Source organism: Acidithiobacillus thiooxidans ATCC 19377 (assembly GCF_009662475.1).
Lineage (GTDB): Bacteria > Pseudomonadota > Gammaproteobacteria > Acidithiobacillales > Acidithiobacillaceae > Acidithiobacillus > Acidithiobacillus thiooxidans.
On sequence record NZ_CP045571.1, the window covers coordinates 1,962,900 to 1,988,029 of the forward strand.

Genomic DNA, 25,130 nt, shown 5'->3' on the forward strand with positions numbered 1-25,130 from the left:
CATCAGCTCAGCAGACATGCCCACCATTACGCCCTCTCTCGAAATCCTGCGCCACACATTCGGCTATGAACAGTTTCGAGCCCCTCAAGAGGAAGTCATCGCCACACTCATGAGCGGCCAGGACGCACTGGTGTTGATGCCTACCGGGGGCGGCAAGTCATTGTGTTATCAGATTCCTGCGATCTCCCGTCCTGGTGCTGGTGTAGTCATATCACCACTCATCGCGCTGATGGAAGATCAGGTGAATGCCTTGCGGCAGGCGGGGGTTGCAGCGGCGGCTCTCAATTCCAGCATTCAGCCCCGGGAAATCCGCGAAACCGAAGAAGCCCTGCGCAGCGGCCAACTGGATTTACTGTACATTGCCCCCGAGCGTCTGCTGCAGGATCGTACCCTGCGCCTGCTGCAACAATGTCAGGTCAATCTTTTCGCGATTGATGAGGCCCATTGCGTATCCCAGTGGGGACATGATTTTCGCCCGGAATATTTGCAACTGAAGGTTCTTCACGAACGCTTCCCGGCCATACCGCGCATTGCCCTGACCGCCACCGCAGACCCCAAAACCCGTCTGGAAATCATCGAACGACTGGGACTGCAACGCGCACGCATTTTTACCCGGTCTTTTGATCGTCCCAATATCCGCTACCACATCCACAGCAGCAGCCAGGGTGCGCGCAACGCCCTGCTGCGTTTTATTCGCGACCACCATGATGGTGAAGCAGGCATTGTTTACTGCCTTTCCCGTAAACGCGTCGAAGAAATAGCTACATGGCTTCAGGCTGAAGGATTGGACGCCCTGCCCTATCACGCCGGCCTTTCTGCAGATGAACGGCGTCGCCATCAACAGCGTTTTCAACGCGATGAGGGTGTCATTATTGTAGCAACTATTGCTTTTGGTATGGGTATCGACAAGCCCAATGTGCGTTTTGTGGCCCATCTCAATTTGCCCAAAAGTATCGAAGCCTATTATCAGGAAACCGGTCGGGCGGGGCGTGACGGTTTGCCGGCTGAAGCCTGGATGCATTATGGCCTGCAGGATGTGGTGCAACTGCGGCAGATGATCCAGCAATCTGAAGCCGACCAGCAACGCAAGCAAATGGAAGGCCAAAAACTGGATGCCATGCTCGCTCTTTGTGAAACGACGCAATGCCGGCGCCAGACCCTGCTCAGCTATTTTGGCGAAACCCTCGCCCAGCCCTGCGGAAATTGTGACAACTGCCTGACCCCTCCGGCCACCTGGGATGCCACCGTCGCTGCACAAAAAGCCCTCTCTGCGGTACACCGCACGGGTCAGCGTTTTGGAGTTCAGTATCTGGTCGATGTCTTGCTTGCCCGCGATGATCCCCGTATTCAGCAATGGGGCCATCATCAACTCCGGGTCTATGGCATTGGCAAGGAATTATCTGCCAACGCCTGGCGCGCCTTGTTCCGCCATCTGTTACTCCGGGGCCTGGTTGAAGTAGATAGCGAAGGACATGGTGGCTTGCGTCTGAGTCCGCTGAGTCGTCCCATTTTGCGCGGCGAACAAACTCTCACCCTGCGCCAGCACGACAACGCCCAGCCCCGAAAAAAAGAGAAGGTCCAGGAAATTCCTGCCAGCGACAAAGCACTATGGGAAGATTTACGTCAGCATCGCCGCGCCCTGGCACAAACCCAGGGAGTACCTCCCTACGTGATCTTTCATGATGCGACGCTGATGGAAATGCTGCGCCTGCGCCCCCTGAGCCTGGCCAGTCTCGCCACGGTGCCCGGCGTTGGTGAACGCAAACTCGCCGCTTATGGGGAATCGTTTCTGGCCATATTACTGAATCACGCAGGCCGGTCCTAATGGATCAAAACTTGCCCTGCAACAGGTCAGGTCGCATCATAGGACCAAACTTGAGGAAACCCGAATGAACGAAAAAAGCTTTGCCGTCGCCGTTGAAAACACTCTGACAGAATTGCTGACCCGCATTGAGGAACGCACTGCGGATGTGGAATGTGATCTGGTGGACAGCGTGCTCACCCTGCTCCTGCCAGATGGCAGCCAGATTATCATCAATCGTCAGGAGGCCGTTCAGCAAATCTGGCTGGCCTGCAGTGATGGTCCCGCCCGCTTTTCGGCCAAAGATGATCAATGGCTGGACAGCCAGACGGGAGAAAACCTGACGACCGCCCTGGGCCGGCTACTCAGCCATCGTTTACATGACCACATCATCCTGGACTGAAATAATGGCCTACTGGTTAATGAAAACTGAACCTGAAGACTTTTCTCTGGATGATCTCAAGGCGCGCGGCCAGGAACCCTGGGACGGTATCCGCAATTACCAGGCACGGAATTTTCTGCGCAGCATGCAGCCGGGGGATGGCATTTTTATTTATCATTCCCGGGTCGCGGTGCCGGGTATTGTCGGGATGGCCGAAGTCGTCAGCAGTGCCCGACCCGACCCCACCCAGTTTGATCCGCACAGTCATTATTACGATTCCGGCTCAAGCCTTGATAAACCCCGCTGGGATCTGGTGGACGTTGCCTATCGGCGTAGTTTTAGGCAATGCATTTCCCTGGATAGCCTGCGCAACATGCCGGAATTTGCGGATAGCCCCCTGGTACGCAAAGGCAACCGCCTGTCCATTCTGCCCATCACCCAAAGCCAATGGCAGCATGTGCTAAGCCTTGTTGACGATGGTCGCCAATGAGCGATTCCGCCCGCGAAATCCACCTGTATCACCGTTGGTCATCGACTGCCGGGCAGATGCTGCGGATGGTGTTGAGCGCCAAAAAACTGCACTGGCAAGATCATCCCTGTGCCCTGCGCGACCAGGAAACCGCTTTTGATCTGGACTATGCGGACTTGCCGGTACTGGTCCATGCCAATGGCAAGAAACAGCAGGCGACGCTGTCCGAATTGGCGGAACTAGATCGGCTCTATCCCGAAACTCTACCTATGCAGCAGAATATTGCCGAGCCGGAATGGGCGGCTTTTTGTCAGTGGCGCAACAGCCTGACACCGCTGCTGGAAAGACTGATCGCTCCGGTTTTGCCGGCTTATGATGAAATCAGTCATGATGAAGAAGACATGAATTTTTATCGGAACGAATGTGAACGCCGTTTCCAGCAATCCGTCGAGGCTTTGGCCAATGATCGCTACGGCGCGTACCAGCAACTTGAGAGTCGGGGACGATTACGCGAATTGGGCAAAATCCTGGCTCGCCAGCACTTTTACACGGGTGATTTGTCACTGGTGGATATTATCCTGACGGCCGACCTGCATTTACTCAGATTGCTGGATGGCGTGACCATTCCTTTGGATCTGCAATATTATTTTCAACGTGTCGCTGATGCCTGTAATATCTCGCTGAATGACGGCATGACCCAGTCCCTTTGATTTTCTGGAGTAAGTAATGACTTATCAAGAGTTGGTGGAATTTTTGAATCATCACCTGGGATATCCTTTGCTCGGTGATCTGAGCCCCGCAGAAGCCTTACAGGCTGCACAAAACAACACGCTGGAAGACCCCCTGACGGCGGAAGTGCTTATCGCCATTTACCAGGGAAACCAATGTCAGGCTTTGGGTGATCCGGTAGACCGTGCCCACAGTTTTGACGGACTGGCTCGCCTGCGGCTGCGCGCCCAGGCCGACGATGCCGACCCTTTCATTTTTCGCAAGGTGCTCAAATTGTCCCAGGAACTGGATAACGCCTTTGATCAGGAACTCATCCGGCAGCGGCAGTAAGAGCTGCAATCTCCTGAATCAGGTGCCGCTCGCTAATCTTTTTTTTCAGCCGCCAGAATATCCAGATAACTTACCCAGTACCGGGGGCGGCTTTGTTTGTTACGTTTGGCAACATAAAGGGCTTCATCCGCATGGCGCAACAAACCGTCTGAATTGGCTGAATCTTCAGGATACAAGGTCAGACCGGCACTGCAGCCTACCGATACCTTAATTTCAGCCTCTAGCACGAAAGGCGTAACTACGGCTTTGTATATATTATCCATGACCGGCAGCAGATCATCCGCCTTATGCAAACCTTCCAGTAAAATAACAAATTCGTCCCCCCCGAGGCGTACCAGAAAATCGGTACTACGCGTTACGCTCTTCAAGGCCTCAGACACTTTGATCAGTAGTCGATCACCCGCTTCATGACCATAGTTGTCATTAATGGGTTTAAAATCATCCAAATCAATAATCAAAATAACTAGCAGGGTATTATTGCGCTGCGCCCGCAATATGGCATGGGTGAAATAGGTATCCAAACCTCGCCGATTATTCAATCCCGTTAATGCGTCATGATTGGCTAACCAACTTTGCCGATTTTGCTCATCCGCCAGTTGCTTTTTCAGGTCCATTTCATCCAGACCGCGACCCAGCAATGATGCAACTCTATGCAAGAGCTCGTTCACATCCGCACTGATGAGATGTTCGACCAGACAACATCTCACCACCAGAACACTCCACAACTTAGCGTTGCGAATAATCGGCAAGAGCGCAACCGGGAGCTCCGCACTATTTGCGCTGCCAGCTTCTGAGGGAAATAGCGCCTGTCCGGTTTTCCATACATGCAGCACCCTATCGCGCAGCAAATCGGCGGTAATTTGCTCCATCAAACTATTAGCATCCTCGGTTACCGACGAAACAAAAGCCAAGGTCTCCAGAGATAGATTCTCAGCAGGACGAGTCAGCCAGGCCGACTCAAACAAGGTGCTGCCTACCAGACGTCTGCATATTTCTTCTAACAAAGGTTGTTCTGCATTCATTTTGAGAACAGCATCGGCCTCATCCAGTAATGCCTGATAAAGCAAATTGCGGCGGAGAATTTCTGCCTTGTTACTGATCTGCTGATCGGCAACATGTAAAATTTCTGTGAGCTGATGCAGAAAAATCTGGAGATTATTACTGAAATATTCGGGATCCGTGCTACTGACAAACAAAACTGCATGAACACCTGAATCATCCCACAAAGGCCATGCACCGATCACCGCAACATTTTTCATTCCGGGTTCAGTATTTTTCCAGGTTTGCAAAGCTGAATTTAAACGCAGCTCATCCACAAAAGGACGTTCTTTTTCGCGGACACGCTCCATGACCGTATCTAACCATCGCCAGCTTACACTGTCATTTTCCAAACCCATCCTGAGTAAAGCCTCAGGTATCTGCCCTCGAGAAGCCACTAATAAATTGGAAGTGTTTGTCTGTTTCTTATCGGGGTAGGCAACAATCCAGGCACTGAGGGCATCAGCACGCGTAGTGAGCACGGAAAGGGCCAAGTTATAGGCCGCCGACAATTCCCTAACCTCAAGAATATCCTTAAGAAAATCGACAATCGCTAACTGATATCCTGAAATACGACTGACACTGACGGCATTCTTGCGCCTTTCCAGAAAAACAACAAAATCATCTGCTAGTCGAGTCCATAAAGTATGACTTAATGTAACTGTATTTATCGATTTTGGCAGAAAAAAAACAATAACACCCTTTTCACCATCCAGACTACGGTATGGCACACTCAGACTCACATGAAAGGTGGCATCATCAGCAATTGGCCAATGTTTATAGGAAGCATCTCCCTTAAGCGACAGACGCTGGACACACCCACTATCCAATGTTTTCCGTACAGAACCATCTGCATCAAGAGGAATCGTCAGGCTAACAGCGACCTCTCTATGTGATCCCTCCAAAGACATGACGCTTACAGCGTTATCTATTGTTTTCTGCACACCAATCCAGACCAGAGAAGCATCCAGACGTTTAGCAAGGATGTCTGCCATCTGTCGCATAGTTGACGAAATGTCTTTGGTCAAAGAATCACCCAGAAGCCTATCCACTTCCAACAGGGCAGACTGCAAATCAGCTTTGGCGTTCATCTCCCGGAACATCTTACGATTTTTAACCAGCGCACGATAAGCTAGAGACAATCCGACTAATAAAAATAGGAGTAACAGTGTTTTCAGCATAAGCATTGTCCGGCCATCTATAACAGAGACCCCTATATAGAAAACTCTTCGTTGGAGTTTTTCCGTAAACCAAAATCCGGAATTATATCCATCAAATCACACAATGCTGCATAAGTTTCATTCAACATTGTGAGATTTGATTCCTTACCTTGTCTTTGTTGACTGAGAGACTGAATACGTGGCTGGATATTGGTAGATGAATCTACAATAGCTTCCAGTGCGGCCATTTTCTCTTTCGACTGAGCAGCAAAAAGCTCTAATTGACGATTCATCAAATCCAGAGACTCATTCACCCAATTGCGCAGCTCTTTTCGGGTTTCTTCTACAAATGCCTCAATTTGCTGGGCGAGAGAGAAAAAGGCTTTGCGAACTACAGATCCTTGAGTAGAAGCAGCGATTTCCAAACGTTTCCCGAAGCGCTCATAGCGATCAGCTATTGCCAGCAACTCGGCACGCCGGGGTAAAATAGCATAGGGAATAGTGTCAAGTTTGGGCAAACCATACTGTTGCTCAAGTATTCTATAGGCATCCAACATGAGTGCTGAAAGGCGATTAGCCCGTTCCAGAGCATTATCAAATTGTGCAATAGTTTCTTCAAAAAACCGTGAAAACCGGTCATAAATACCGACCGTAGTCCAGGCAGCCAACAACTCGGTACGTGCAGACATGACAATCTGATCAAGCTGTTCCAAAGAAAGCGCCTGTAATAACCAGGAATTGGCCGATTCCAGAAATTCTTGTTCTTTCAAGACAAAAGAATCACGATCACCGGCAAATGATCGCAACAGTTTTTGCTGCCTTTCCAGCAATCGCGGCAGCTGCTCGCCAGTTTGCGCCTGAAGCCGTTCCATACTTTCAATCTCGCCGCCGAGGTTCTTGATTTGCTCCTCCAAAAGCACCCGCTGATCAATAACCACTCTTTTAATCAGTCGTTGCGCACTATCAAGAATGGATTTGCACCTTCCTGGAATAAGCGTTTCTGCTATGGCCTCTTCCAGCTCTTTCAGTCCACTTCTGGCAGACAATTGATCATCATGCCGGATGCGACCTAATAGGCCTTTCTGAGCAGAAACGGCTATGACCTGATCAACATTTAGACCTAACTGCCCTGCAGTCTTTTCCCGTTGGGATTGAACAACTGCAGACTCCTGTCCGGGATCTCGTAAGTCATCCCATAGCGTATCTACCTTATTCAATACCACCAACTGATTTTGTAAGGCATGGCGTCCGAGCGATTGTTCCCATATTGCGAGATCACTTTGAGTTACACCAGTATCGGCGCTCAGCACAAATATCAGAGCATCCGCACTACGCGCTGCCTCCAGGCCCAAATCCGCCTCGCTGCCCAAAGAGTTAAGACCCGGTGTGTCCAAGATGACCAATCCGGCCTCCAGAACCGGATGCGGCCATTGCAACAAGGCGTAACGCCAACGGGAAATCTTCACCATCCCTTCCCCGCAAGAAGCACAGTGCGTTGTTGCTATATTCGAACCCAATTCTTTAATCTGCGGGCATAATCCATAACTTCGGGCTTCTTGCACTGAAACACAAAGAGTTTCTGTCAACTGTCCCATAAGCTTTGCACAATCGTTCAGGTCATCGGGATTCAATGGAGAAAAAGTCCACAGACCAGAATTTTTCTTTAATTTTTCTATTGAATCATTGAGTGTTCTACTGCGTATTGGTAACAATTGAAGCGAAGGCGGCGCCAAGCCATAAGTAATTTCAACCGGACACATAGTGGTCTGCCCGGGACCAGAGGGCATCAGACGCGCACCAAGATCTGAAAAAAACAGGGCATTAATGAGTTCGGATTTACCCCGCGCAAACTCACCAAAAAATGAAATACGCAGCTGATCTCCGGCGATTTCCCGGGATAGATTCTGCATCCGCAACATGGTACCACTAGGAAGAATTTCCAAATCGACAGAAAGCTTTGCTATTTGATCCACAGCATTTGCGATACGCATGCGCCATTGATGATATTCTCTCAGGTGTTCAATCAGCAACGGTAAGGCCATGATCATCTCTCCATCCAACATCCGGGGCATCTGAAATCGTCTGGTACAATTCCTAGGAAGTTGGCAACATTATAATGTAAAAAGGCGGGGTAACAACGAAAAAAAACAGCCAATAATTTCTTTTAAGTAATACGATGCAAAAAACCGGCGATAAGAACAAATAGAACAATGGGAAACAGCGTAGCCATTACCGGGCTGATCCCTCCAGACACACTGATATATCCAGACATCTCCGTCAAAAAGTGAAACCCCAGCCCGAGCACCAGTCCGGCCATCACCCTGGCGGCTAGCCCTCCACCACGGGGATTGCGGGTGACAAATGGGACCGCCAACAGAATCATGATCAGGCCTACACACGGATAACTCAAGCGTCGCCAGAACGCCAAGGCAAAACGATTCATTTTAATTACCCCGGTTTGCAGATTCTGGTAGTTGCGCCAGAGCGTGGGCAGGGTCATGGTGCGCGTCGGATGGGCAAAACTGCTGAGCGTAGAAGGCGGCATTTTGATGTTCCAGAGCAAGCTTTGTTCATGCCGCATCTGTAACTGTTGCGGCGAAATCGTGGTCAACTCAACATTCTGCAATACCCAATGACCTGCCTCATAATATGCAGAAGCTGCGTGGGTCATGGTCTTCAGTCCCACCATCCCGGGACTGAGTGAGACGATGCGTACATCCTGCAGTATCTTGCCTGAATCACCCACTGCACCAATCTGAATGAGTTGCTTATCACGCCGCAACCAGAGCCCCTCATTTCCCATATTATGAAAACCGGCGCCGGGCTGACTGGCATTGGCCCACATGGCTTCAGATGCCGGAGCCGTAACAGGAATCACCCATTCTCCAAGGGCGAACATCAAAACCGTCCCCAGCAAGCCAACCAGCAACAAGGGCTGCTCCAGACGCCATAGGGACCAGCCGGACATGCGCAAGGCAATCACCTCAGAGTGGCCACTGAGAATACTCATCCAGACCAAGGCGCCAAGCAACAGGGCCAGAGGTATAACATCATAGGCAACTTCGGGCATTTGCAAAGCCGCGTACTGCATGAGTCGCGTCATATTCCAGATACCGTGCCCCGGCCCTGAAGCTTTGGCAATCAATTGGGCAACATAGACCAGCGCCAACAACAACAGCAATACAATACTGCTGTAGGCCAGCATGCCACGAAACAACAGTCGATCAGCGCGTTTCATGCGCACTCTGACTGAACAATACAGGCAGCAAACCCAAATCCCGACTCCGGCGGAGAAAAGTATAAAAAGCGATCAAGGCGATGCCCAGCACTACCCAGAGAAATCCCGGAAAAAGCGGCATTTTGCCCGCCATCATGTGCTCTTTTATATAGATCAGAACGTTATTTATTGCCAGCAGGAAGAGAACGCCAAGCAACATTCCGGCGGCTCGACCACCACCGCGCGGCTCGCTGTAAGCCAGTGGAATAGCTAACAATGCCAGAAGCGGCAGGGCAATAGGCCATATCAGACGCCATTGCAGCTCCGTCACCGCATAGCGCCTGTCCAGACCAGAAAAATGATCCACCAACTGGGTCAAGGATGCATTAGTCCAGCTGATTCCGCCAGCCTGGTTGCTACCATTGATAGCAGAATTGCCAAGCATCACCCGGTAACGCGCAAATGACAGCACCTTGAAACCATTTTGTCCGGGTTGACCGAGATAGCGCTGCCCATCAATAAGCACCAGACTGAGTGCGCCATCATCACCCGGTTTGATTTCCCCATAAGCTGCGGTTGCCATATCGGATTGTGCACCTTGGGCGATGGAGAGAAAAATTTCATGGTAACGGTGGGTATTTTTTCCGATGGCAGAACCCACATAAATCACCCTCCCCCCCGATAAGGAGGTGAAACTGCCGGGCTGCAGCATCGCTTCTGCAGCGACATTGGCCAGCCTTTCAGACTCCGACTGAAGCGTGCGTTGGGCTGCAGGCGCCCAAATCAACGCTAAACCCAGCTCCAGACAAAAAACAACCCCAGCCACCACGGCTACTGCAGGCAATAATCCTGTCAAACCGGTGCCTGTACTGCGAATTGCCACCATTTCATTGGAACGATACAAATTGTTGAATACCAGATATACCGCGAAAAAAAACGCAAGGGGCAACACTGTCACCAGCAGTGTTGGTAGGGCCAGCCCCAACAATTGCAGGACAACCGGTAACGGCAACTGCCCCGATGCGACCTGCTTCAGTAGTTGGGTCAATTGACCAATCGCCAGAATGGCCAAAATGACCAGACAGGTCAGCAGAAAGGTGACTGAAATATTACGGATAATCTGCAGATGGATGCGGGTCATGGACGATTCTCTTGTAATCCATCACTTGATTCACGGCGCCTTTGGGGCTTACTTTGTACACTTTCGTTCATATTGAATTCCTCAGTCACAGATTATCAGGAGATTTACCGTGGAGATAGCCATTCATGCCCTCAAGCCCAATACCGACAAAGTGGATTGCATCGTCGTCGGTGTTTATGAACACGGTATCCTGAGCCCTGCAGCCACCCTGGTGGATATAGCCTGTGACGGCGGCCTGCAGAAATTTATGGCGATGGGAGACTTCAGTGGCCAGTGTGGGGAAACCCAAATTCTCTATCAGCTACCCGGGTTGGCTACCCAGCGCGTGATGCTGCTGGGCTTGGGCACCCATGGCAAGCTTAAGGACAGCAAATTTCGCAAAGCGGTACAAAGTGCCGGCAAAGCCTTGCAGCAGGCGCAAATCAGCCAGGTCAGTTTTTATCTGCTGGAAACACCCGTTGCCCGTCGCTCACCCGCAGCTTTGAGCAAAATTGTAGTGCAGGCAGTCATGGATGCCGATTATCAGTTTGATCATCACAAGGAACCTTCGGAAAAACCCCGGCGCAGCCTGACCCATCTGCATTTAAATGTAGCTGGTGGCGCGGAAGAAGAAGCGGCTGTAAAACAGGCCAGTGCCGAAGCGCTGGCGACCGCACGGGCAGTCGCCTGGGCGAAAGATCTGGCCAATGAACCCGGCAATATCTGTACCCCCACCTGGCTGGCACAACAGGCCGAAGCCATGGCGCAACGAACCGGAATCAAAAGCACCATTCTCGGTCCAGATGCCATGGAAGCACTGGATATGCGCTTATTACTGGGTGTTGCTCAGGGATCCCGTCAGGAACCACGCCTGATTATTCTGGAATACTGGGGAGGAAACGATGAACAGGCCCCCATTGTTTTTGTAGGCAAGGGCCTGACTTTTGACGCAGGTGGCATTTCTCTGAAGCCTGCTGACAAAATGGATGAAATGAAATATGACATGTGTGGAGGTGCTGCAGCTCTTGCTGCTATCCAGGCGGCTGCCGAACTGAAACTGCCTTTGAACATCATCACGGTAGTGCCTGCGTCTGAAAACCTGCCTGACGGCCAGGCCACGAAACCCGGTGATATTCACAAGAGCATGAAAGGGCTGACGGTAGAGGTCATTAATACAGATGCTGAAGGTCGCCTGATTCTCGCTGATGCCCTCACCTACGTTGAACGCTTCGAACCTGATGTCGTCATTGACATGGCCACCCTGACCGGAGCCTGTGTTATTGCCCTGGGGCACCAAACCACCGCTGTGTTGGGTAACCACGAAGGGCTGGTTCATGATCTGATCAGCGCTGGCAAGGAAAGTATGGACCGCGCCTGGGAATTACCTCTTTTTGAAGAATACCACGAACAGCTGAAGAGCCCTTTTGCGGATCTTTCCAACGTCGGTGGTCGTCCGGCCGGAACCATTACTGCCGCCTGCTTTTTGTCGCGCTTCACGGAAAACTATCATTGGGCACACCTGGATATTGCGGGCGTAGCCTGGAAAAGCGGCGAAAATAAAAGTGCCACCGGGCGCCCCGTCCCTTTGCTGGTCGAATATCTTCTCAACCGATCCCGTCAAACTGCCTGAGGGTAGCACCTTGCCGGCTGCTTCCTTCTATGACCTGCCAGCCACCCTGTTGACCCCGCAGGAACAATTACGCGCCATTTGTCGGGTCATCAACAAGGTCTGGCAAGTTGTTGGGGAAGCAGATATTCTCTGCGCAGATTTGGCAACCGCTCAGAGCGTGGACGACATGCTCTGGACTTTTCAAGCGGATGCTTTTATTCCTCATGGACTGGGGGCAAAGTATTCTGTACGCATACACTACCAACAACCATGGCCGGATGCCTGCGTGGTTGCCGTGTTGTGTGCCTTGCAGAATCTTCCTGAGCCACTTCCGGCGTGTGAAAGACTGGTAGATTTTATTCCAGCCGAGAGCAACGCTCGCGACCTGGCAAGAGAGAGATATAAAACATTGAAGAACATCGGATACACTTTGCAGGTACATACCCTGGAAGCCTAACCGGAGATACCACAATGAATAAACAATCTGATCGCAAGGAACCAGTGCTTGAAGAATCACTGGAAGACAACGACGACGCGCCCTTGCTGCTTACCAAGGTTGTACGCGAAGGTTTACCTCCGCAGCTTTGGCGCCATGAAGAATCACCTTTCATGCCGGAACCCAATAGCGAATCCCATAAAACACCAGCACCCCTTGATGCCGGACAGGCCGATAAATTTTCGATGCAATGGGAAGAAGCTGAATCTGGCTCTACAGCCGTCGCTGACACAGAACAGGCTAAAATATACACGCAAAGTGAAGCACGTTGGCAGCCAGCAGAAACAGCCAATCCGCAGCAGGACTTTGAAGACCGCGACCTGGAAGCAGCACTTAAGCGTATGCGCCAGGGACTCATGCAGTTTACCAGCTCCAGATCCGAGCCTACATTTGGAGAAAAAAGTGATTCCGATTTCGCAGATCAATCCATTACCGGTCTGGTCAGCGAACACCTGAAGCCTGCACCAATAAATCCGGAACCCGCTGAAAAACCAATACGGTTTGAAGAGGATATTGGCGAATCGCCAGTGTCTGAAGCCTTGCAACCTGAGCACATTATCAATGAAACTGCAGAGAGCAATCCCGAACCCGCCGAAGAACCTGTTGAGGAAGTAACTGTAGATGCTACCAGGGTTGAGCCGGAGGCTTCCATTACAGATACGGCCGCAGATGCGGCAATTAAGCCATCCGTCGAAGAACATCAAGAAGAAGAACATCAAGAATTTGTGGAAGGACATCCAGTACAGGAATCCGAGCCATCACCTGTGCCAGAAAAAACTCCTCTTGATCTGGATTTCCTGAAAGATTTTGAGCAATTACTGTTTCAGGAAATAGAAAGACGGGTCATTAACGAGATGGAAGAACAGATGATTCAGCATCTGCAGAAAGTCTGGAAAGAACAGGTCAGTCTGACCTTGATGCGTACGCTGGCGCTGGAAGGCATTAAATTGCGCGAAAGTCTTGCCCAGGAAATGCGCGCTTCCCTACCTGAAATTCTTCAGCGGGTACTGCATAATGGCCTGGAACAAATCACCCCCACCGAACCTGACTGATGAAGGCTCATGACTGACCATTTAGACCGCCCGTTCGCCCCCGCCGAAATAGAACAGACCTGTTACCAACGCTGGGAGGGACTTGGAATATTCCAGCCTCAGCCCGGGCAAACCCCCTACTGCATCATGTTGCCCCCCCCCAATGTCACCGGCACCCTGCATATGGGGCATGCTTTTCAGGATACCCTCATGGATATTCTTGTCCGGGTTCACCGGATGCGCGGCGAAGAAACACTTTGGCAACCCGGCACCGACCACGCCGGAATTGCCACACAAATGCTGGTGGAACGGCAGATTGTTCAGGAAGGTGGTGATCGTCATCAGATGGGTCGCAGCGCCTTTCTGGAGAAAGTCTGGGAATGGCGTCATGCGTCAGGGGGGCATATTACCCGACAGATGCGCCGTCTGGGCGCCTCCTGTGACTGGTCGCGGGAACGCTTCACCCTCGATAGCGGCTTGTCACAAGCGGTCACCGAAGTATTTGTGCAACTTCACGATGAGGGCCTCATCTATCGTGGCAAACGTCTGGTCAACTGGGATCCGGTCCTGCGCACCGCCGTATCCGATCTGGAAGTACTCAGTGAGGAAGAAGACGGTTTTCTCTGGCACATTCGTTATCCACTGAGCGATGACAGTGGTTCTCTGGTGGTGGCGACCACCCGTCCGGAAACCCTGCTGGGAGACGCCGCTGTTGCTGTGCATCCCGACGACCCACGTTATGCCTCCCTGATTGGCAAAACTCTGCGTCTGCCCATCATGGGGCGAGAAATTCCGGTCATTGCCGATCATTATGTCGATCCGGAATTTGGCTCGGGATGCGTCAAAATCACTCCGGCCCATGATTTCAATGACTATCAGGTGGGTCAGCGTCACCATTTACCCCTGATCAACGTATTCACCCCCGATGCCCGTATTCGGGACAGCCTTGAGATATTCAACAGCGCAGAATCCACTCCGGCCGAAGAAATTCCAAGCGCACTCAGAGGACTGGACCGCTATGCTGCGCGTAAGCAGATACTGGCCCAACTGGAAAGCGAAGGACTTTTAGTCCAGACAGACGCCCACAAGCTGATGGTGCCGCGTGGCGATCGTTCCCAGGCGGCCATTGAACCCTATTTGACGGATCAGTGGTATGTAAAAGTGGCACCACTGGCTGAACCCGCCATCAAGGCCGTAGAAGAAGGCCGGATTCGCTTTGTGCCGGAAAACTGGAACAAAACCTATTTTGACTGGATGAACCGGATTGAAGACTGGTGTATTTCCCGGCAGCTCTGGTGGGGACACCAGATTCCGGCCTGGTATGGCCCCGACGGGCACATATTTGTCGCACGCCACGAAGAGGAAGCCCATAGTCAGGCCAGCCGCCATTACGGGATGCCCGTGGTCCTCGAACGGGATCCCGATGTGCTCGACACCTGGTTCAGCTCCGCCCTCTGGCCATTTACAACTCTTGGCTGGCCGGAAAAAACACTGGATCTCGCGCGCTTTTATCCGGGTAGCGTTCTCGTTACCGGATTCGACATCATTTTCTTCTGGGTCGCACGCATGATCATGATGGGTTTACGCTTCATGGATGAAGTACCCTTCCAGGAAGTGTACATCCATGGCCTGGTCCGCGATGCCGAAGGTCAGAAAATGAGTAAATCCAAGGGTAACGTGCTGGATCCCATTGATTTGATCGATGGTATCAGCCTGGAAGATCTGGTTGCCAAGCGCACCAGGGGACTCATGCAGCCGCAAATGGCTGCCAAAATCGAAAAATCCACGCGCAAGGAATTTGCCGAGGGGATTCCCGCCTTCGGAACTGACGCCCTGCGTTTTACCTTTACTGCTCTGGCCACCCAGGGTCGGGACATCAAATTTGATTTGAAACGCGTGGAAGGTAACCGTAATTTCTGCAACAAACTCTGGAATGCCGCGCGTTTTGCCATGATACAGGTTCCCGAAATCAGCCTGCTGCACGGCGAGAGAGAACTGATGGCCCCGGAACGCTGGATTATCGGACGCCTGCAGCACTGTGAAGCAGTAGTAAATACTGCCATTGATCAGTATCGCTTTGCCGATGCTGCCCACGCACTATACCAATTTTTCTGGAATGATTACTGCGACTGGTACATTGAACTCTGCAAACCGGTGCTGCGTGAAGACAGCCCGTTTACGGCGGCGCAGCAATGCGGAACCCGCAACACCCTGTTGCGGGTACTGGAAGCCGGTTTACGTCTGCTGCATCCGGTGATGCCGTTCATCAGTGAAGAACTCTGGCAGCGCATTGCACCCATGCTCGACAAAGGCGGTAGCAGCATTGCTGTAGCGCCCTACCCCATAGCCGATCTGCAACGTGTGGATCCCGAGGCCGATGCCGATACGGAATGGCTCATCAATGCCATTCGCGCCGTACGCTCCGTTCGTGGTGAGATGGACATCCCGCCCAGCAAATTACTGCCAGTTTTGTTGCAAGGCGGCGTTGCCCGGGATCGTACCCGTGCAGAGCACTACCAACCCTGGCTGTTTGCCCTGGCCCGTTTAAGCAGTCTGGAATGGCTGTCAGACAGCGAAGAAGCCCCCCGGCCGCTCTGCAACTGCTGGGAGATCTGAAAGTCCTGGTCCCTCTGGCCGGGGTCATAGATGTGGGTGCCGAGCGGGCACGTCTGCACAAGGAACAGCAACGTCTGGAATCCGACCGGGGTAAGACCCTCGGTAAACTGAGCCAGGAAAGTTTTCGTAGCCGTGCTCCCGCCGAAGTCGTCGCCAAGGAAGAAGAGCGTTTGCGGGAAATTGAAGCGGCCCTGCAGCAACTGGAGGAACAGGCAGCACGACTGGAGTTGCTCTGAACATGGCGGATTCCGAGTCTCGCCAAACACATTACTACCCCCTCGAACTGCTCTTTGGCAAGGTCTTTTCGCCTTTCGAGCAGTTTTTGCGACGCGCGACAGCAGGTGGAATTATTCTCATTGTCGCGACACTGCTAACCCTGTTCCTCAGCAATTCCCCCTGGCATCAGTCCTATCACCTGTTTTGGGAAAATCATTTCGGCATCCATTGGGGTCATTGGATACTCGACCAGAGTCTGCACCACTGGATCAATGACGGACTGATGGTCGTGTTCTTTTTTGTGGTCGGTCTGGAATTAAAACGGGAATTTATGGTAGGAGAATTATCTTCCCTACGGGACGCAGCCCTGCCCATTATTGCCGCAGGGGGCGGGATGCTGGTACCTGCACTGATATATCACCAAATCAATCCCAGCGGGCCTGCCGCCGAAGGCTGGGGAATTCCCATGGCCACAGACATTGCCTTTGCCATTGGCATCCTGGTTTTACTGGCCTGGCGGATCCCGCGTAACCTGATTGTATTTCTGACCGCTCTGGCTATTGCCGATGATCTTGGCGCGGTACTGGTCATTGCTATTTTTTACACTCCATCACTGAATGTTTCGGCATTGATCATCGCCGGCTTGATTCTGCTGGCCTTGATTCTGCTTAACCAGAGTGGCGTTCGCAAAGTTCTGCCTTACCTGATTCTGGGGCTGCCTTTCTGGTATTTTGTGATGCTCTCCGGCATTCATGCCACGGTCGCCGGCATTCTGCTCGCCTTCACCATCCCTGCACGGGGACGGGTTCGTCCTGACCAACTGGCGGACACCCTCAGCGCCCGCAGTGAAAACCTGCGCGATACCATCATTCACAGCAAACGGCTTGATCCGCTGGTCAACGGCAAGCTCGCGGGCATCATTCAAAGCATTGAACACAGCAGTGCCGAAGCCATTGCCCCGCAACAACATCTGGAACATCGCCTCCAGCCCTGGGTAACTTTTGCCGTGATTCCCATTTTTGCGCTGGCCAATGCCGGCATCAATTTCGCCCACATCAGCATTGAAATACTGCTCAGCCGGGTCACGTTGGGTATTTTTCTGGGACTGGTGCTCGGGAAATTTGTCGGCATTTCCCTGGCAAGCTGGCTGGCCATCAAAATCAGAATGGCCCGCATGCCCAGCGGGGTGAGTTGGCCCCATCTTCTTGGTGCTGCCGGTCTGGCCGGGGTCGGCTTCACCATGTCTCTATTTATCAGTGACCTGGCCTTTAAAGATGCATTGCTGGTAGAAGAAGCCAAGTTGGGCATTTTACTGGCTTCATTGACTGCCGCCTGCGCAGGATTAATCTGGTTGTTTTGGGTAGGCAGCAAAACCAAGGAGTTGGAATGATTCCTGAAGACCTCATAGATGTCGTCAAACAGGCCCTTCGCGAAGACCTCGGGAGCGGTGATCTGACCGCTGCACTCATTCCCGAAGCGCAGACACTCCAGGCCCGCATCATCAGTCGTGAGCCGGGGATTCTCTGTGGACAACCCTACGCCACGGCCACGTTTGCCGCAGTTTCCGAGCAACTGAAGCTACACTGGGAAGTTGCCGAAGGGAGCGCCGTTACCGCCGATCAGGTGCTGTGCCAACTCGAAGGCCCAGCCCGCGCCCTCCTCAGCGCCGAGCGTTGCGCCCTGAACTTTCTCCAGACCCTGTCGGGCACCGCAACGGCCGTGTATCATTTTGTAGTATTGCTGAAGGGCAGCAGGACCCGCCTGCTGGACACCCGCAAGACCATACCCGGCTTACGTCAGGCACAAAAATATGCGGTGCGTGTGGGTGGCGGGCACAACCATCGGCTGGGGCTGTTTGACGGGATTCTCATCAAGGAAAATCACATTGCCGCCTGTGGTGGCATTACGGCGGCGCTGAGTGCTGCCAGGTCCCTTGCTCCGGCCCTGACCCGCACCGAAATTGAGGTGGAAAATCTGGAACAACTCGAAGAAGCTTTGGTGGCAGGGGCGGACATGATCCTGCTCGATAATTTCGGGCTGGAATCCCTGCGCCAGGCCGTGCAGAGAGTGGCCGGAAAAATTCCTCTGGAAGCTTCGGGGAATATGGGCATCCACAACATAGCCGCTGTGGCCGCTACCGGCGTCGATTTTATCTCTGTCGGCAGTCTTACCCGGAATTTACAGAGCCTGGATTTATCCCTGCGCTATTTTTAGCTCAGGCGCGGGCTTCTGCATCCAGGCTGCGCAGCGTCTCATCAGCGCCAGCAGCAGCGGTCAGATCAGCGACATTTTCCTTGGTGAAAAATCCCTGAAAACCACCAAAACGCTGCACGTATTCAATAATCAGGGAAGAGTGCTCAGAAGCACTGGAAAAAATCTGTTTCAAGCCTTCCTGCTCCGAACCGATGACCTGCAACAGAAACTTCTGCCCGCAATTTCGCAGAGCGTCCACCACATAATCAATGTTGATCTGATCCTGAGTACGTCCGTCTTGCACGCCCACGGCAATGTGATGCAGGCGGGGGCCAAAATTACGCACAAAGGCCTCGGTGGGTGAAGGCTGACCAATCAAATGATTGCAAAAATAAGGATGATTGGCAGCGGTAAACACCTTGGCAGGACTATTCAACACATTTTCATAATGCACGCTTTTGGTAACATTGGTAGAAGAGTTCTGGTCTGGAATATCGTAAGAACCCCAGTAGTAATAACTGGACAGAGTCAGATATTCGAGAATGGCGGCTTCCCGGTTCTGACTGTATACCCGGGTTGCCAGATGATCGATGGGCAGCAGTAATTGCTCCAGACCCAGTTGTTCTCGTAACACTTTGGCTTGTTCAAAAGCCACCTGCATATCATCGCGAATGGAAGACACGCCGAGGGAATAAACGCGGATGTCATCATCAGGCCGTTCCCAGTAACCGACAATATTGTGGGTATAGGGAGAAGGTTTGACGATAACCATATTGCCCGGCAACTCCAGGTGCCGCACCTGCTCCTGATTAAAAAACCGAACTTCGCGGTTTTTTTGTACGACAACTACTTCATGGAGATTTTTGACCTGAAAGACTTCTCCCATGTATCGCGAGTTGGGACGCTTGGCCCCCACTGGATACACCTCGTTCAGGCTGCGGAAAATACCATGCAGATTGGGATCTTTCACTTCACGAACCAACACATCGGGCGCATTCATATCAATGCGGAGAATGTGGGTGGAATGCTGATCGGTTTCGAGGGTGACCAGATAATTGTAAGGCGTCATCAAACACAATTCATGCACATAAGCGGCAGAATGTCCCGGCTCTACCGTAATCATCAGCGCATCGATGCGGCCAATATTTTCCGTAAGCCCCTGGCGATCGCGATCTTCCAACAGGCGCCCTAACCATTCTTCAAAAAAAGCCGAATTCTGCTTGTCACCCTGCCGCTGAAAATCTATTGATGCTTTCATCCACCACCCCGATTCGCCTTCAAACACTGCTTGTCAGTTTAACGCGCTGAACTCATTTTCCCAAACCGGACGTATGCTTTATTGACAAGATACCGTTTGGTCGGTATCTTCCAAGCTTATGATGACTATGAGCCAACGTAAAACGCGCAATCCCGAACAGACCCGCAACGATCTTCTGGATGCTGCTTACCACGAAATTCTGGAATCCGGCTTTCAGGCTGCGAGTCTGGAGCGTATCCTCGCTAACACTTCCGTAAGCAAAGGGGCGCTTTATCATCATTTTGGTACCAAGCGCGATCTCGGGCTCGCGGTCATTGAAGAAGTGATCGGGCCGCAACTGGAAGAGCGCTGGTTTACCATGCTCGCCCAACACGATAATCCCATCATTGGTCTGTACAACCTCATTGCAGAAAAAATTTCCCAAGCGGATGAATCCGTCATTCGCTATGGTTGCCCGCTCAACAACCTGATTCAGGAAATGAGTCCTCTGGATGAATCCTTTCGGCAGGGTCTGCAAAAAATCATTGAACGTTGGGTAGAAGTCGTCACACAGGCACTCAAGGAAGGTCAATCCGCAGGTCAGGTACGTCAGGACTCGAATCCCGAGGATATCGCCCTTTATATTGTTGCTTCCATTGAAGGCTGTGTCGGGCTGGGCAAAAACGCCCAATCCATCGATGCCTACCAACGTTGCCTCCGGCAACTACAAGTTTATATTCAGTCTTTAGCGGTCTGATCCCGTAATAATCCCCCCTTCCCTTTTTTCATGCTCGAATAAGGAGGTAGAGTGATGTCTGAAATTCATTCCGAATGGCTACAACTGGAAAATGGTCCCCGCGCCTGGTACGCCCGCCCCGGCGGCAACGGCCCGCATCCTGGCGTCGTCATATTTATTGAAGCTTTTGGCGTAAACAGCCATTTTCAGGAAGTAGCCGAACGATTTGCCAGGGCGGGATACTGCGCCATCGTCCCAGATTTGTATCATGGCAAGGTGTACGAATATGCCGACTTTGAAAATGCCATCGCGCACCTTAAAACCCTGAAAGATGATCTGGCCATGCAGGAAGCGGGGCTGGCCATTGCCGAACTGCAAAAACGTCCCGAAGTCATGAAGCACGCCATCGGCGCTGTCGGCTTTTGTATGGGCGGCCGCTTTGCGTTCATGGCCAATGCCGTACATGCCGACAAAATCGGCGCGTCCGTCGCCTTTTATGGCGGTGGCATTGCCCCGGATAAGGATCCGGCCGGACGCCAACCGCTCCTGCATCTGGTCGAGCAGATGCGCGCCCCGCTGCTACTCCTTTACGGGGCCGAAGATCAATCCATCACCCCGGAAGAACATGGACGCATTGCCGCAGCCCTCAGCACCGCCAAAAAGCGTTATACCCTGACGCTGTTCCCCGGTGCCCCTCACGGGTTTTTTGCCGACCCGCGTGACAGCTATCGTCCCGAAGCTGCCGCCGAAGGCTGGCGCCTTACCCTGGATCATTTCAGTCAGCATCTTGGAGGGCAGGCATGAGTCACAAACTGTTCACACCCTGGACCCTGCGCAGCATAACGCTGCGCAACCGCATTGTCGTCGCCCCCATGTGTCAGTACTCCACCCCGGACGGGGTAGCCGGTGACTGGCACATGGTTCACCTCGGCAGCCGCGCGGTGGGTGGCGCCGGACTGGTCATGGCCGAAGCCAGCGCTGTAAGTCCCGAGGGTCGCATTTCTCCGCGCGATCTGGGTATCTGGAACGACTCCCAAGCCGAAGCTCTGGCACCCATCGTCCGCTTCATGAAAAAACAGGGGGCCGTAGCTGCCATACAAATTTCCCATGCCGGACGCAAGGCCTCTACTCAGGCCCCCTTTGCCGGCGGCGCACCTATCGCGCCTGATGCAGAACAGGGTTGGCAACCTTATGGCCCCAGCCCGCTGCCTTTCAGTCCGGCTCACACGGTACCCGAGGCCATGACTGCTCAGGATATCGAAAAGGTCCGCAAGGATTTTGTGGCTGCTGCACAAAGAGCGCTCCATGCCGGATTTGAAGTTCTCGAACTGCACATGGCCCATGGTTACCTCCTGCACAGCTTTCTTTCGCCCATCAGTAATCATCGGGATGACGCCTATGGTGGCAGCCTCGAAAACCGGATGCGTCTGCCTCTGGAAATCACCGATGCCGTGCGCGCGGTCTGGCCCGACCATCTGCCTCTGTGGGTTCGCATTTCGGCCACAGACTGGGTACCCGGTGGCTGGGATCTGGAACAATCCGTCGCCCTGGCCAAGCAGTTGCAGGCAAGAGCTGTGGACGTTATTGACTGTAGCAGCGGCGGAATGACCCCTGATGCGGTCATTCCGGCTGGCCCTGGCTTTCAGACGCCCTTCGCACAACAAATACGCGAACAAACCGGATTACCCACTGTTGCCGTCGGACTGATTACCGAAGCCATGCAGGCCGAACATATTCTGCTTACAGAACAAGCCGATGGTATCGCCCTTGCCCGGGAATTACTCCGCAATCCTTACTGGCCCCTGCACGCCGCCCGTGAACTGGGAGTAGACTTGCCTTGGCCAGAACAATACGATCGGGCCAAATTGCGCTAAAACGTCGCTTATCTCTCCACAGGGAGGGGTTAAGTGAATCGCCGGGATGGGTTGCCATCCCGGTTTTTACATTCTGGAGCCACAGACTGATGCCTTCCCCCAAAAAACCGGTGACACTCTGGCCTTTGGCTGCACTGGCCCTGTTGTCCATAATCTGGGGATATAACTGGGTCGTCATGAAAGTCGCCATAAGCGACTGCCCACCCCTGCTGTTTGCCACTCTGCGCGTTTGGCTAAGTGTCATCGTCCTGATTCCCCTGATCATCTGGCTGAAAAGACCACTGCGGATGCCCTCAGCCCGCTATATCATTCCCTTCGGCCTGTTGCAAACCACCGGTTTTATTGGGCTTGCCCTCTGGGCGCTGGAATATGGCGGCGCCGGAAAAACGGCCATTCTGGTCTACATGATGCCGCTTTGGCTGATTGTGTTTGCCTGGCCTCTACTCGGTGAGAAATTGCACGGATTACAATGGCCCGCCGTGCTATTGGCCCTGTTGGGTCTGATTGCCATTCTGAAGCCCTGGAGTTTCGACGGCGAATGGACTGGCAGCGTGATTGCACTGATTTCAGGCATTTTGTGGGCCAGTTCCGCCCTCTGGCAAAAGCGTTATGCGCCCCCCGACATGGATTTATTCAACAGTACTTTGTGGCAAACCATTTTCGGCGGACTCGGGCTGATTGTCATGACCTTGTTTATTGACCCGCTGACGGTTCATTGGACACCCGTATTTGTCGGTGCCCTGCTTTATAATGCTATTCCCGGTACTGCTCTGGCCTATTTTCTCTGGGCCTACGCCTTGCAGAAACTGCCCTCGGGAATCGCGGGCATGGGCACCCTGGCAGCGCCGCTGATTGGCGTCGTTGCCGCCTGGCTGCAATTGGGAGAAACTCCGGGAGGCTGGGAAGGTGTGGGAATGGTCTGCATTTTTGTCGCACTGGCTTTGGTCAGCTGGCAACACCTGCGCCCCCGTGAACAGGAAAACGCTATTTTGCCAACGGGTCAGGAATAAATCGAAAATTTTGGATGTTAAAGTCCCTTTCGCGTCTGCTCTTATTCCAGCATTTTGCGCAATTGCTGACCAGTTGCACGCTTCACTGGTTTTCCATCCACAGGCGAAGCGGGACTGCGCCGGTCTTCATCCAGCGCAAAAATGACCAGACGAATCTCCGTGTCTGCGTAGTCAATTTTCAGGCAGGGATATTCTTGCGCCGGGGCATCGCCAAAATGCAGGCGCTGCCAGCTTTCTTCATAGGGCGTTTTCTGATCCATCAAAAAGAAAATGACCGTCTCAGGGGCATCCGCAAATAAATGCAGGGTAATTGCCGCATGGCGCGTAGCCGTACCATTCAACACCGGGCCGGTCAGACGCGGCTGAAACACCTCCAGCCACTGCATGGCTTTCAGCGCCCGCTCGCGCAGTTCGCGCAAATCCACCGCATGGGCAGGTCCATGAAAAAGCTGCAGGCGGGCATGTAATTCTGATTCTATCTCACTGTTATTCGGCCAGTGGTGCTGGGCATCCCCCCCCGCACCCAAACGCCGCGCCGCTTTTTCCTTGGCTACCCGAAAATCCACGACGCCCTCCTCCGCCATGATCCGCGCCGACTCCACTGCCAGCAAACGGCGTAACCGATGGGGTTGCTGTGACTTGCTCATGCTCGATACTCCGATGATTGTCGTCCGGGACTATTCCGCATAAGATAGCGCGTAAGCGAGAGTGGCGGAATTGGTAGACGCACTGGATTTAGGTTCCAGCGCCGCGCGGCGTGGGAGTTCGAGTCTCCCCTTTCGCACCAAATACTTAGAGTCAATTCGCAAATTCAAATTGATTTTACGCTGCACATATGCTGCACTAAGCTTCCGGATTGATTGCAGCGGGAGTGCAGCATGGCGACTATAAATTCACGGGAAGACCAGGATGGCGTCACGATTGGATGGCAAGCCATCGTGCGCAAAAAGGGGTATCCGAGCCAGTCGAAAACTTTTCGGACCAAACGGGATGCGGAAGCGTGGGCACGGCTTACAGAATCTGCTATGGAACGCGGGTTGTGGCAGAATCAGAGCGATGCGGACAGCACAACGCTGGCTGATGCTTTGGATCGTTATGGAAGAGAAGTTTCTAGCCTGAAGAAATCAGGCAAGATTGAACTGTACCGTATCGGCAACCTCAAGACAGACAAAATCGCCAAACTGCACTTATCACGAATTCGCGGCGCTGACCTCGCAGAATATCGAGATCGGCGATTGAAGGCGGGTCTTTCTGATAGCTCCGTTCGCCTGGAACTCGCCATCATCTCCAATCTGTACACGGTCGCCATGAAGGAGTGGCGTATGGAAGGGTTACGCAATCCGGTATTGTCAGTGCGAAAACCATCGCCAGGTAAGGCACGGGACCGACGGTTGTCACCTATTGAAGAAAAAAAACTATTGGGCGAATGTACTCCATCATTAAAGGCTATCATCCTATTCGCTCTGGAAACCGGGATGCGGCGGGGGGAGATACAGAAGTTACTCTGGAAAGATGTTGACTTTACCAAATGTACTGCCCAACTACTTGACACTAAAAATGGGGAAGATCGGCTCATTCCTCTGTCCAGCCGCGCCATTGCCGTCCTGAAAAAGTTACCGCGCAACATCAACGGCAAGGTTTTTCCAGGCACAGATATTTCCCATTCATTTGCCGCCGCCTGCAAACGCGTTGAAATAAAAGATCTGCGTTTCCACGACCTCCGTCACGAGGCCACCAGTCGCTTCTTTGAGAAAAGACTTAATCCTGTGCAGGTTGCCGCCATCACTGGACACAAGACCTTGCAGATGCTGAAACGCTATACGCACTTGAGGGCAGAAGATCTGGCGAAGTTGCTGGAGTGATTCA

Annotated in this window: 23 protein-coding genes and 1 tRNA gene; 18 read left to right on the plus strand and 6 right to left on the minus strand. The window is 52.6% G+C overall.

Annotation, left to right across the window (positions count from 1 at the left end; translation table 11 throughout):
• Positions 1 to 16 precede the first annotated feature (16 nt).
• The 5 genes from recQ to GCD22_RS10415 all read left to right on the plus strand — a co-directional run bounded on the left by recQ (position 17) and on the right by GCD22_RS10415 (position 3,711).
• Positions 17 to 1,825, plus strand: coding sequence for a DNA helicase RecQ (gene recQ, locus GCD22_RS10395; RefSeq protein WP_081577397.1), 1,809 nt, complete (start codon positions 17 to 19; stop codon positions 1,823 to 1,825).
• Between the two features lie 64 nt (positions 1,826 to 1,889).
• Positions 1,890 to 2,204, plus strand: a complete 315-nt coding sequence (gene cyaY / locus GCD22_RS10400; protein WP_031575331.1) for an iron donor protein CyaY — start codon at positions 1,890 to 1,892, stop codon at positions 2,202 to 2,204.
• Between the two features lie 4 nt (positions 2,205 to 2,208).
• On the plus strand, positions 2,209 to 2,673 hold the full coding sequence (locus GCD22_RS10405; protein ID WP_031575329.1) for an EVE domain-containing protein: 465 nt from the start codon (positions 2,209 to 2,211) through the stop codon (positions 2,671 to 2,673).
• Positions 2,670 to 3,362, plus strand: coding sequence for a glutathione S-transferase family protein (locus GCD22_RS10410; protein ID WP_031575326.1), 693 nt, complete (start codon positions 2,670 to 2,672; stop codon positions 3,360 to 3,362). Before GCD22_RS10405 ends, GCD22_RS10410 begins: the two co-directional genes overlap by 4 nt.
• 16 nt (positions 3,363 to 3,378) lie before the next feature.
• Positions 3,379 to 3,711 carry a hypothetical protein gene (locus GCD22_RS10415; RefSeq protein ID WP_031575323.1) on the plus strand — a complete coding sequence of 111 codons (333 nt, stop codon included), beginning with the start codon at positions 3,379 to 3,381 and terminating at the stop codon, positions 3,709 to 3,711.
• A 32-nt stretch (positions 3,712 to 3,743) separates the two neighbouring features.
• On the opposite strand, the gene GCD22_RS10420 is transcribed toward GCD22_RS10415, so the two are convergent.
• The 4 genes from GCD22_RS10420 to lptF all read right to left on the minus strand — a co-directional run bounded on the left by GCD22_RS10420 (position 3,744) and on the right by lptF (position 10,267).
• Entirely contained in the window at positions 3,744 to 5,930 is a 2,187-nt protein-coding gene (locus GCD22_RS10420) for a sensor domain-containing diguanylate cyclase (RefSeq protein ID WP_170286735.1), read from the minus strand.
• A gap of 32 nt (positions 5,931 to 5,962) precedes the next feature.
• On the minus strand, positions 5,963 to 7,951 hold the full coding sequence (locus GCD22_RS10425; RefSeq protein ID WP_153940764.1) for a dynamin family protein: 1,989 nt from the start codon (positions 7,949 to 7,951) through the stop codon (positions 5,963 to 5,965).
• A gap of 122 nt (positions 7,952 to 8,073) precedes the next feature.
• A complete protein-coding gene (gene lptG, locus GCD22_RS10430) occupies positions 8,074 to 9,147 on the minus strand; it encodes an LPS export ABC transporter permease LptG (RefSeq protein ID WP_031575314.1) in 1,074 nt (357 codons plus the stop codon).
• The gene (lptF, locus tag GCD22_RS10435; protein WP_031575312.1) at positions 9,134 to 10,267 is read right to left on the minus strand and encodes an LPS export ABC transporter permease LptF; all 1,134 of its coding nucleotides are present in this window, start codon (positions 10,265 to 10,267) and stop codon (positions 9,134 to 9,136) included. Before lptF ends, lptG begins: the two co-directional genes overlap by 14 nt.
• 109 nt (positions 10,268 to 10,376) lie before the next feature.
• Here lptF and GCD22_RS10440 point away from each other — a divergent pair, with 109 nt between their 5' ends.
• From GCD22_RS10440 to nadC, 7 genes are read left to right on the plus strand one after another with little or no spacing between them, the layout of a single operon-like run.
• Complete coding sequence (locus GCD22_RS10440) at positions 10,377 to 11,876, plus strand: leucyl aminopeptidase (RefSeq protein WP_031575309.1); 1,500 nt, start codon at positions 10,377 to 10,379, stop codon at positions 11,874 to 11,876.
• 10 nt (positions 11,877 to 11,886) lie between these two features.
• Positions 11,887 to 12,312 (plus strand): DNA polymerase III subunit chi, encoded by a 426-nt coding sequence (locus tag GCD22_RS10445; protein WP_024894430.1) that lies wholly within the window; start codon positions 11,887 to 11,889, stop codon positions 12,310 to 12,312.
• Positions 12,313 to 12,326: 14 nt separating this feature from the next.
• Positions 12,327 to 13,403 (plus strand): hypothetical protein, encoded by a 1,077-nt coding sequence (locus GCD22_RS18535; protein ID WP_226856015.1) that lies wholly within the window; start codon positions 12,327 to 12,329, stop codon positions 13,401 to 13,403.
• 9 nt (positions 13,404 to 13,412) lie between these two features.
• On the plus strand, positions 13,413 to 15,998 hold the full coding sequence (locus GCD22_RS10455; RefSeq protein WP_244947518.1) for a valine--tRNA ligase: 2,586 nt from the start codon (positions 13,413 to 13,415) through the stop codon (positions 15,996 to 15,998).
• Positions 15,941 to 16,234, plus strand: coding sequence for a hypothetical protein (locus GCD22_RS18540; RefSeq protein ID WP_244947519.1), 294 nt, complete (start codon positions 15,941 to 15,943; stop codon positions 16,232 to 16,234). Before GCD22_RS10455 ends, GCD22_RS18540 begins: the two co-directional genes overlap by 58 nt.
• A gap of 2 nt (positions 16,235 to 16,236) precedes the next feature.
• Positions 16,237 to 17,604: a Na+/H+ antiporter NhaA gene (gene nhaA, locus GCD22_RS10460; protein WP_051690750.1), complete on the plus strand. Its 1,368-nt coding sequence runs from the start codon at positions 16,237 to 16,239 to the stop codon at positions 17,602 to 17,604.
• Positions 17,601 to 18,428 (plus strand): carboxylating nicotinate-nucleotide diphosphorylase, encoded by an 828-nt coding sequence (nadC, locus tag GCD22_RS10465; RefSeq protein ID WP_031575301.1) that lies wholly within the window; start codon positions 17,601 to 17,603, stop codon positions 18,426 to 18,428. The genes nhaA and nadC overlap by 4 nt, the downstream gene beginning before the upstream one ends.
• A 1-nt stretch (position 18,429) precedes the next feature.
• Here nadC and GCD22_RS10470 read toward each other — a convergent pair whose 3' ends face one another.
• Complete coding sequence (locus tag GCD22_RS10470; protein ID WP_031575298.1) at positions 18,430 to 19,665, minus strand: hypothetical protein; 1,236 nt, start codon at positions 19,663 to 19,665, stop codon at positions 18,430 to 18,432.
• Positions 19,666 to 19,792: 127 nt separating this feature from the next.
• Here GCD22_RS10470 and GCD22_RS10475 point away from each other — a divergent pair, with 127 nt between their 5' ends.
• From GCD22_RS10475 to GCD22_RS10490, 4 genes are all read left to right on the plus strand, one after another.
• Positions 19,793 to 20,401, plus strand: coding sequence for a TetR/AcrR family transcriptional regulator (locus tag GCD22_RS10475; RefSeq protein WP_010638608.1), 609 nt, complete (start codon positions 19,793 to 19,795; stop codon positions 20,399 to 20,401).
• 54 nt (positions 20,402 to 20,455) lie between these two features.
• Positions 20,456 to 21,184: a dienelactone hydrolase family protein gene (locus tag GCD22_RS10480; protein WP_024894424.1), complete on the plus strand. Its 729-nt coding sequence runs from the start codon at positions 20,456 to 20,458 to the stop codon at positions 21,182 to 21,184.
• A complete protein-coding gene (locus GCD22_RS10485) occupies positions 21,181 to 22,254 on the plus strand; it encodes an NADH:flavin oxidoreductase/NADH oxidase (RefSeq protein ID WP_031575293.1) in 1,074 nt (357 codons plus the stop codon). The genes GCD22_RS10480 and GCD22_RS10485 overlap by 4 nt, the downstream gene beginning before the upstream one ends.
• A gap of 89 nt (positions 22,255 to 22,343) precedes the next feature.
• Positions 22,344 to 23,264 (plus strand): DMT family transporter, encoded by a 921-nt coding sequence (locus GCD22_RS10490; protein WP_031575289.1) that lies wholly within the window; start codon positions 22,344 to 22,346, stop codon positions 23,262 to 23,264.
• 41 nt (positions 23,265 to 23,305) lie between these two features.
• Here GCD22_RS10490 and GCD22_RS10495 read toward each other — a convergent pair whose 3' ends face one another.
• Positions 23,306 to 23,911, minus strand: a complete 606-nt coding sequence (locus GCD22_RS10495) for a hypothetical protein (RefSeq protein WP_031575286.1) — start codon at positions 23,909 to 23,911, stop codon at positions 23,306 to 23,308.
• A 55-nt stretch (positions 23,912 to 23,966) separates the two neighbouring features.
• Here GCD22_RS10495 and GCD22_RS10500 point away from each other — a divergent pair.
• Both GCD22_RS10500 and GCD22_RS10505 read left to right on the plus strand, forming a co-directional pair.
• A tRNA-Leu gene (locus tag GCD22_RS10500) sits at positions 23,967 to 24,051 on the plus strand.
• Between the two features lie 91 nt (positions 24,052 to 24,142).
• On the plus strand, positions 24,143 to 25,126 hold the full coding sequence (locus tag GCD22_RS10505) for a site-specific integrase (protein WP_153940765.1): 984 nt from the start codon (positions 24,143 to 24,145) through the stop codon (positions 25,124 to 25,126).
• Positions 25,127 to 25,130 lie beyond the last annotated feature (4 nt).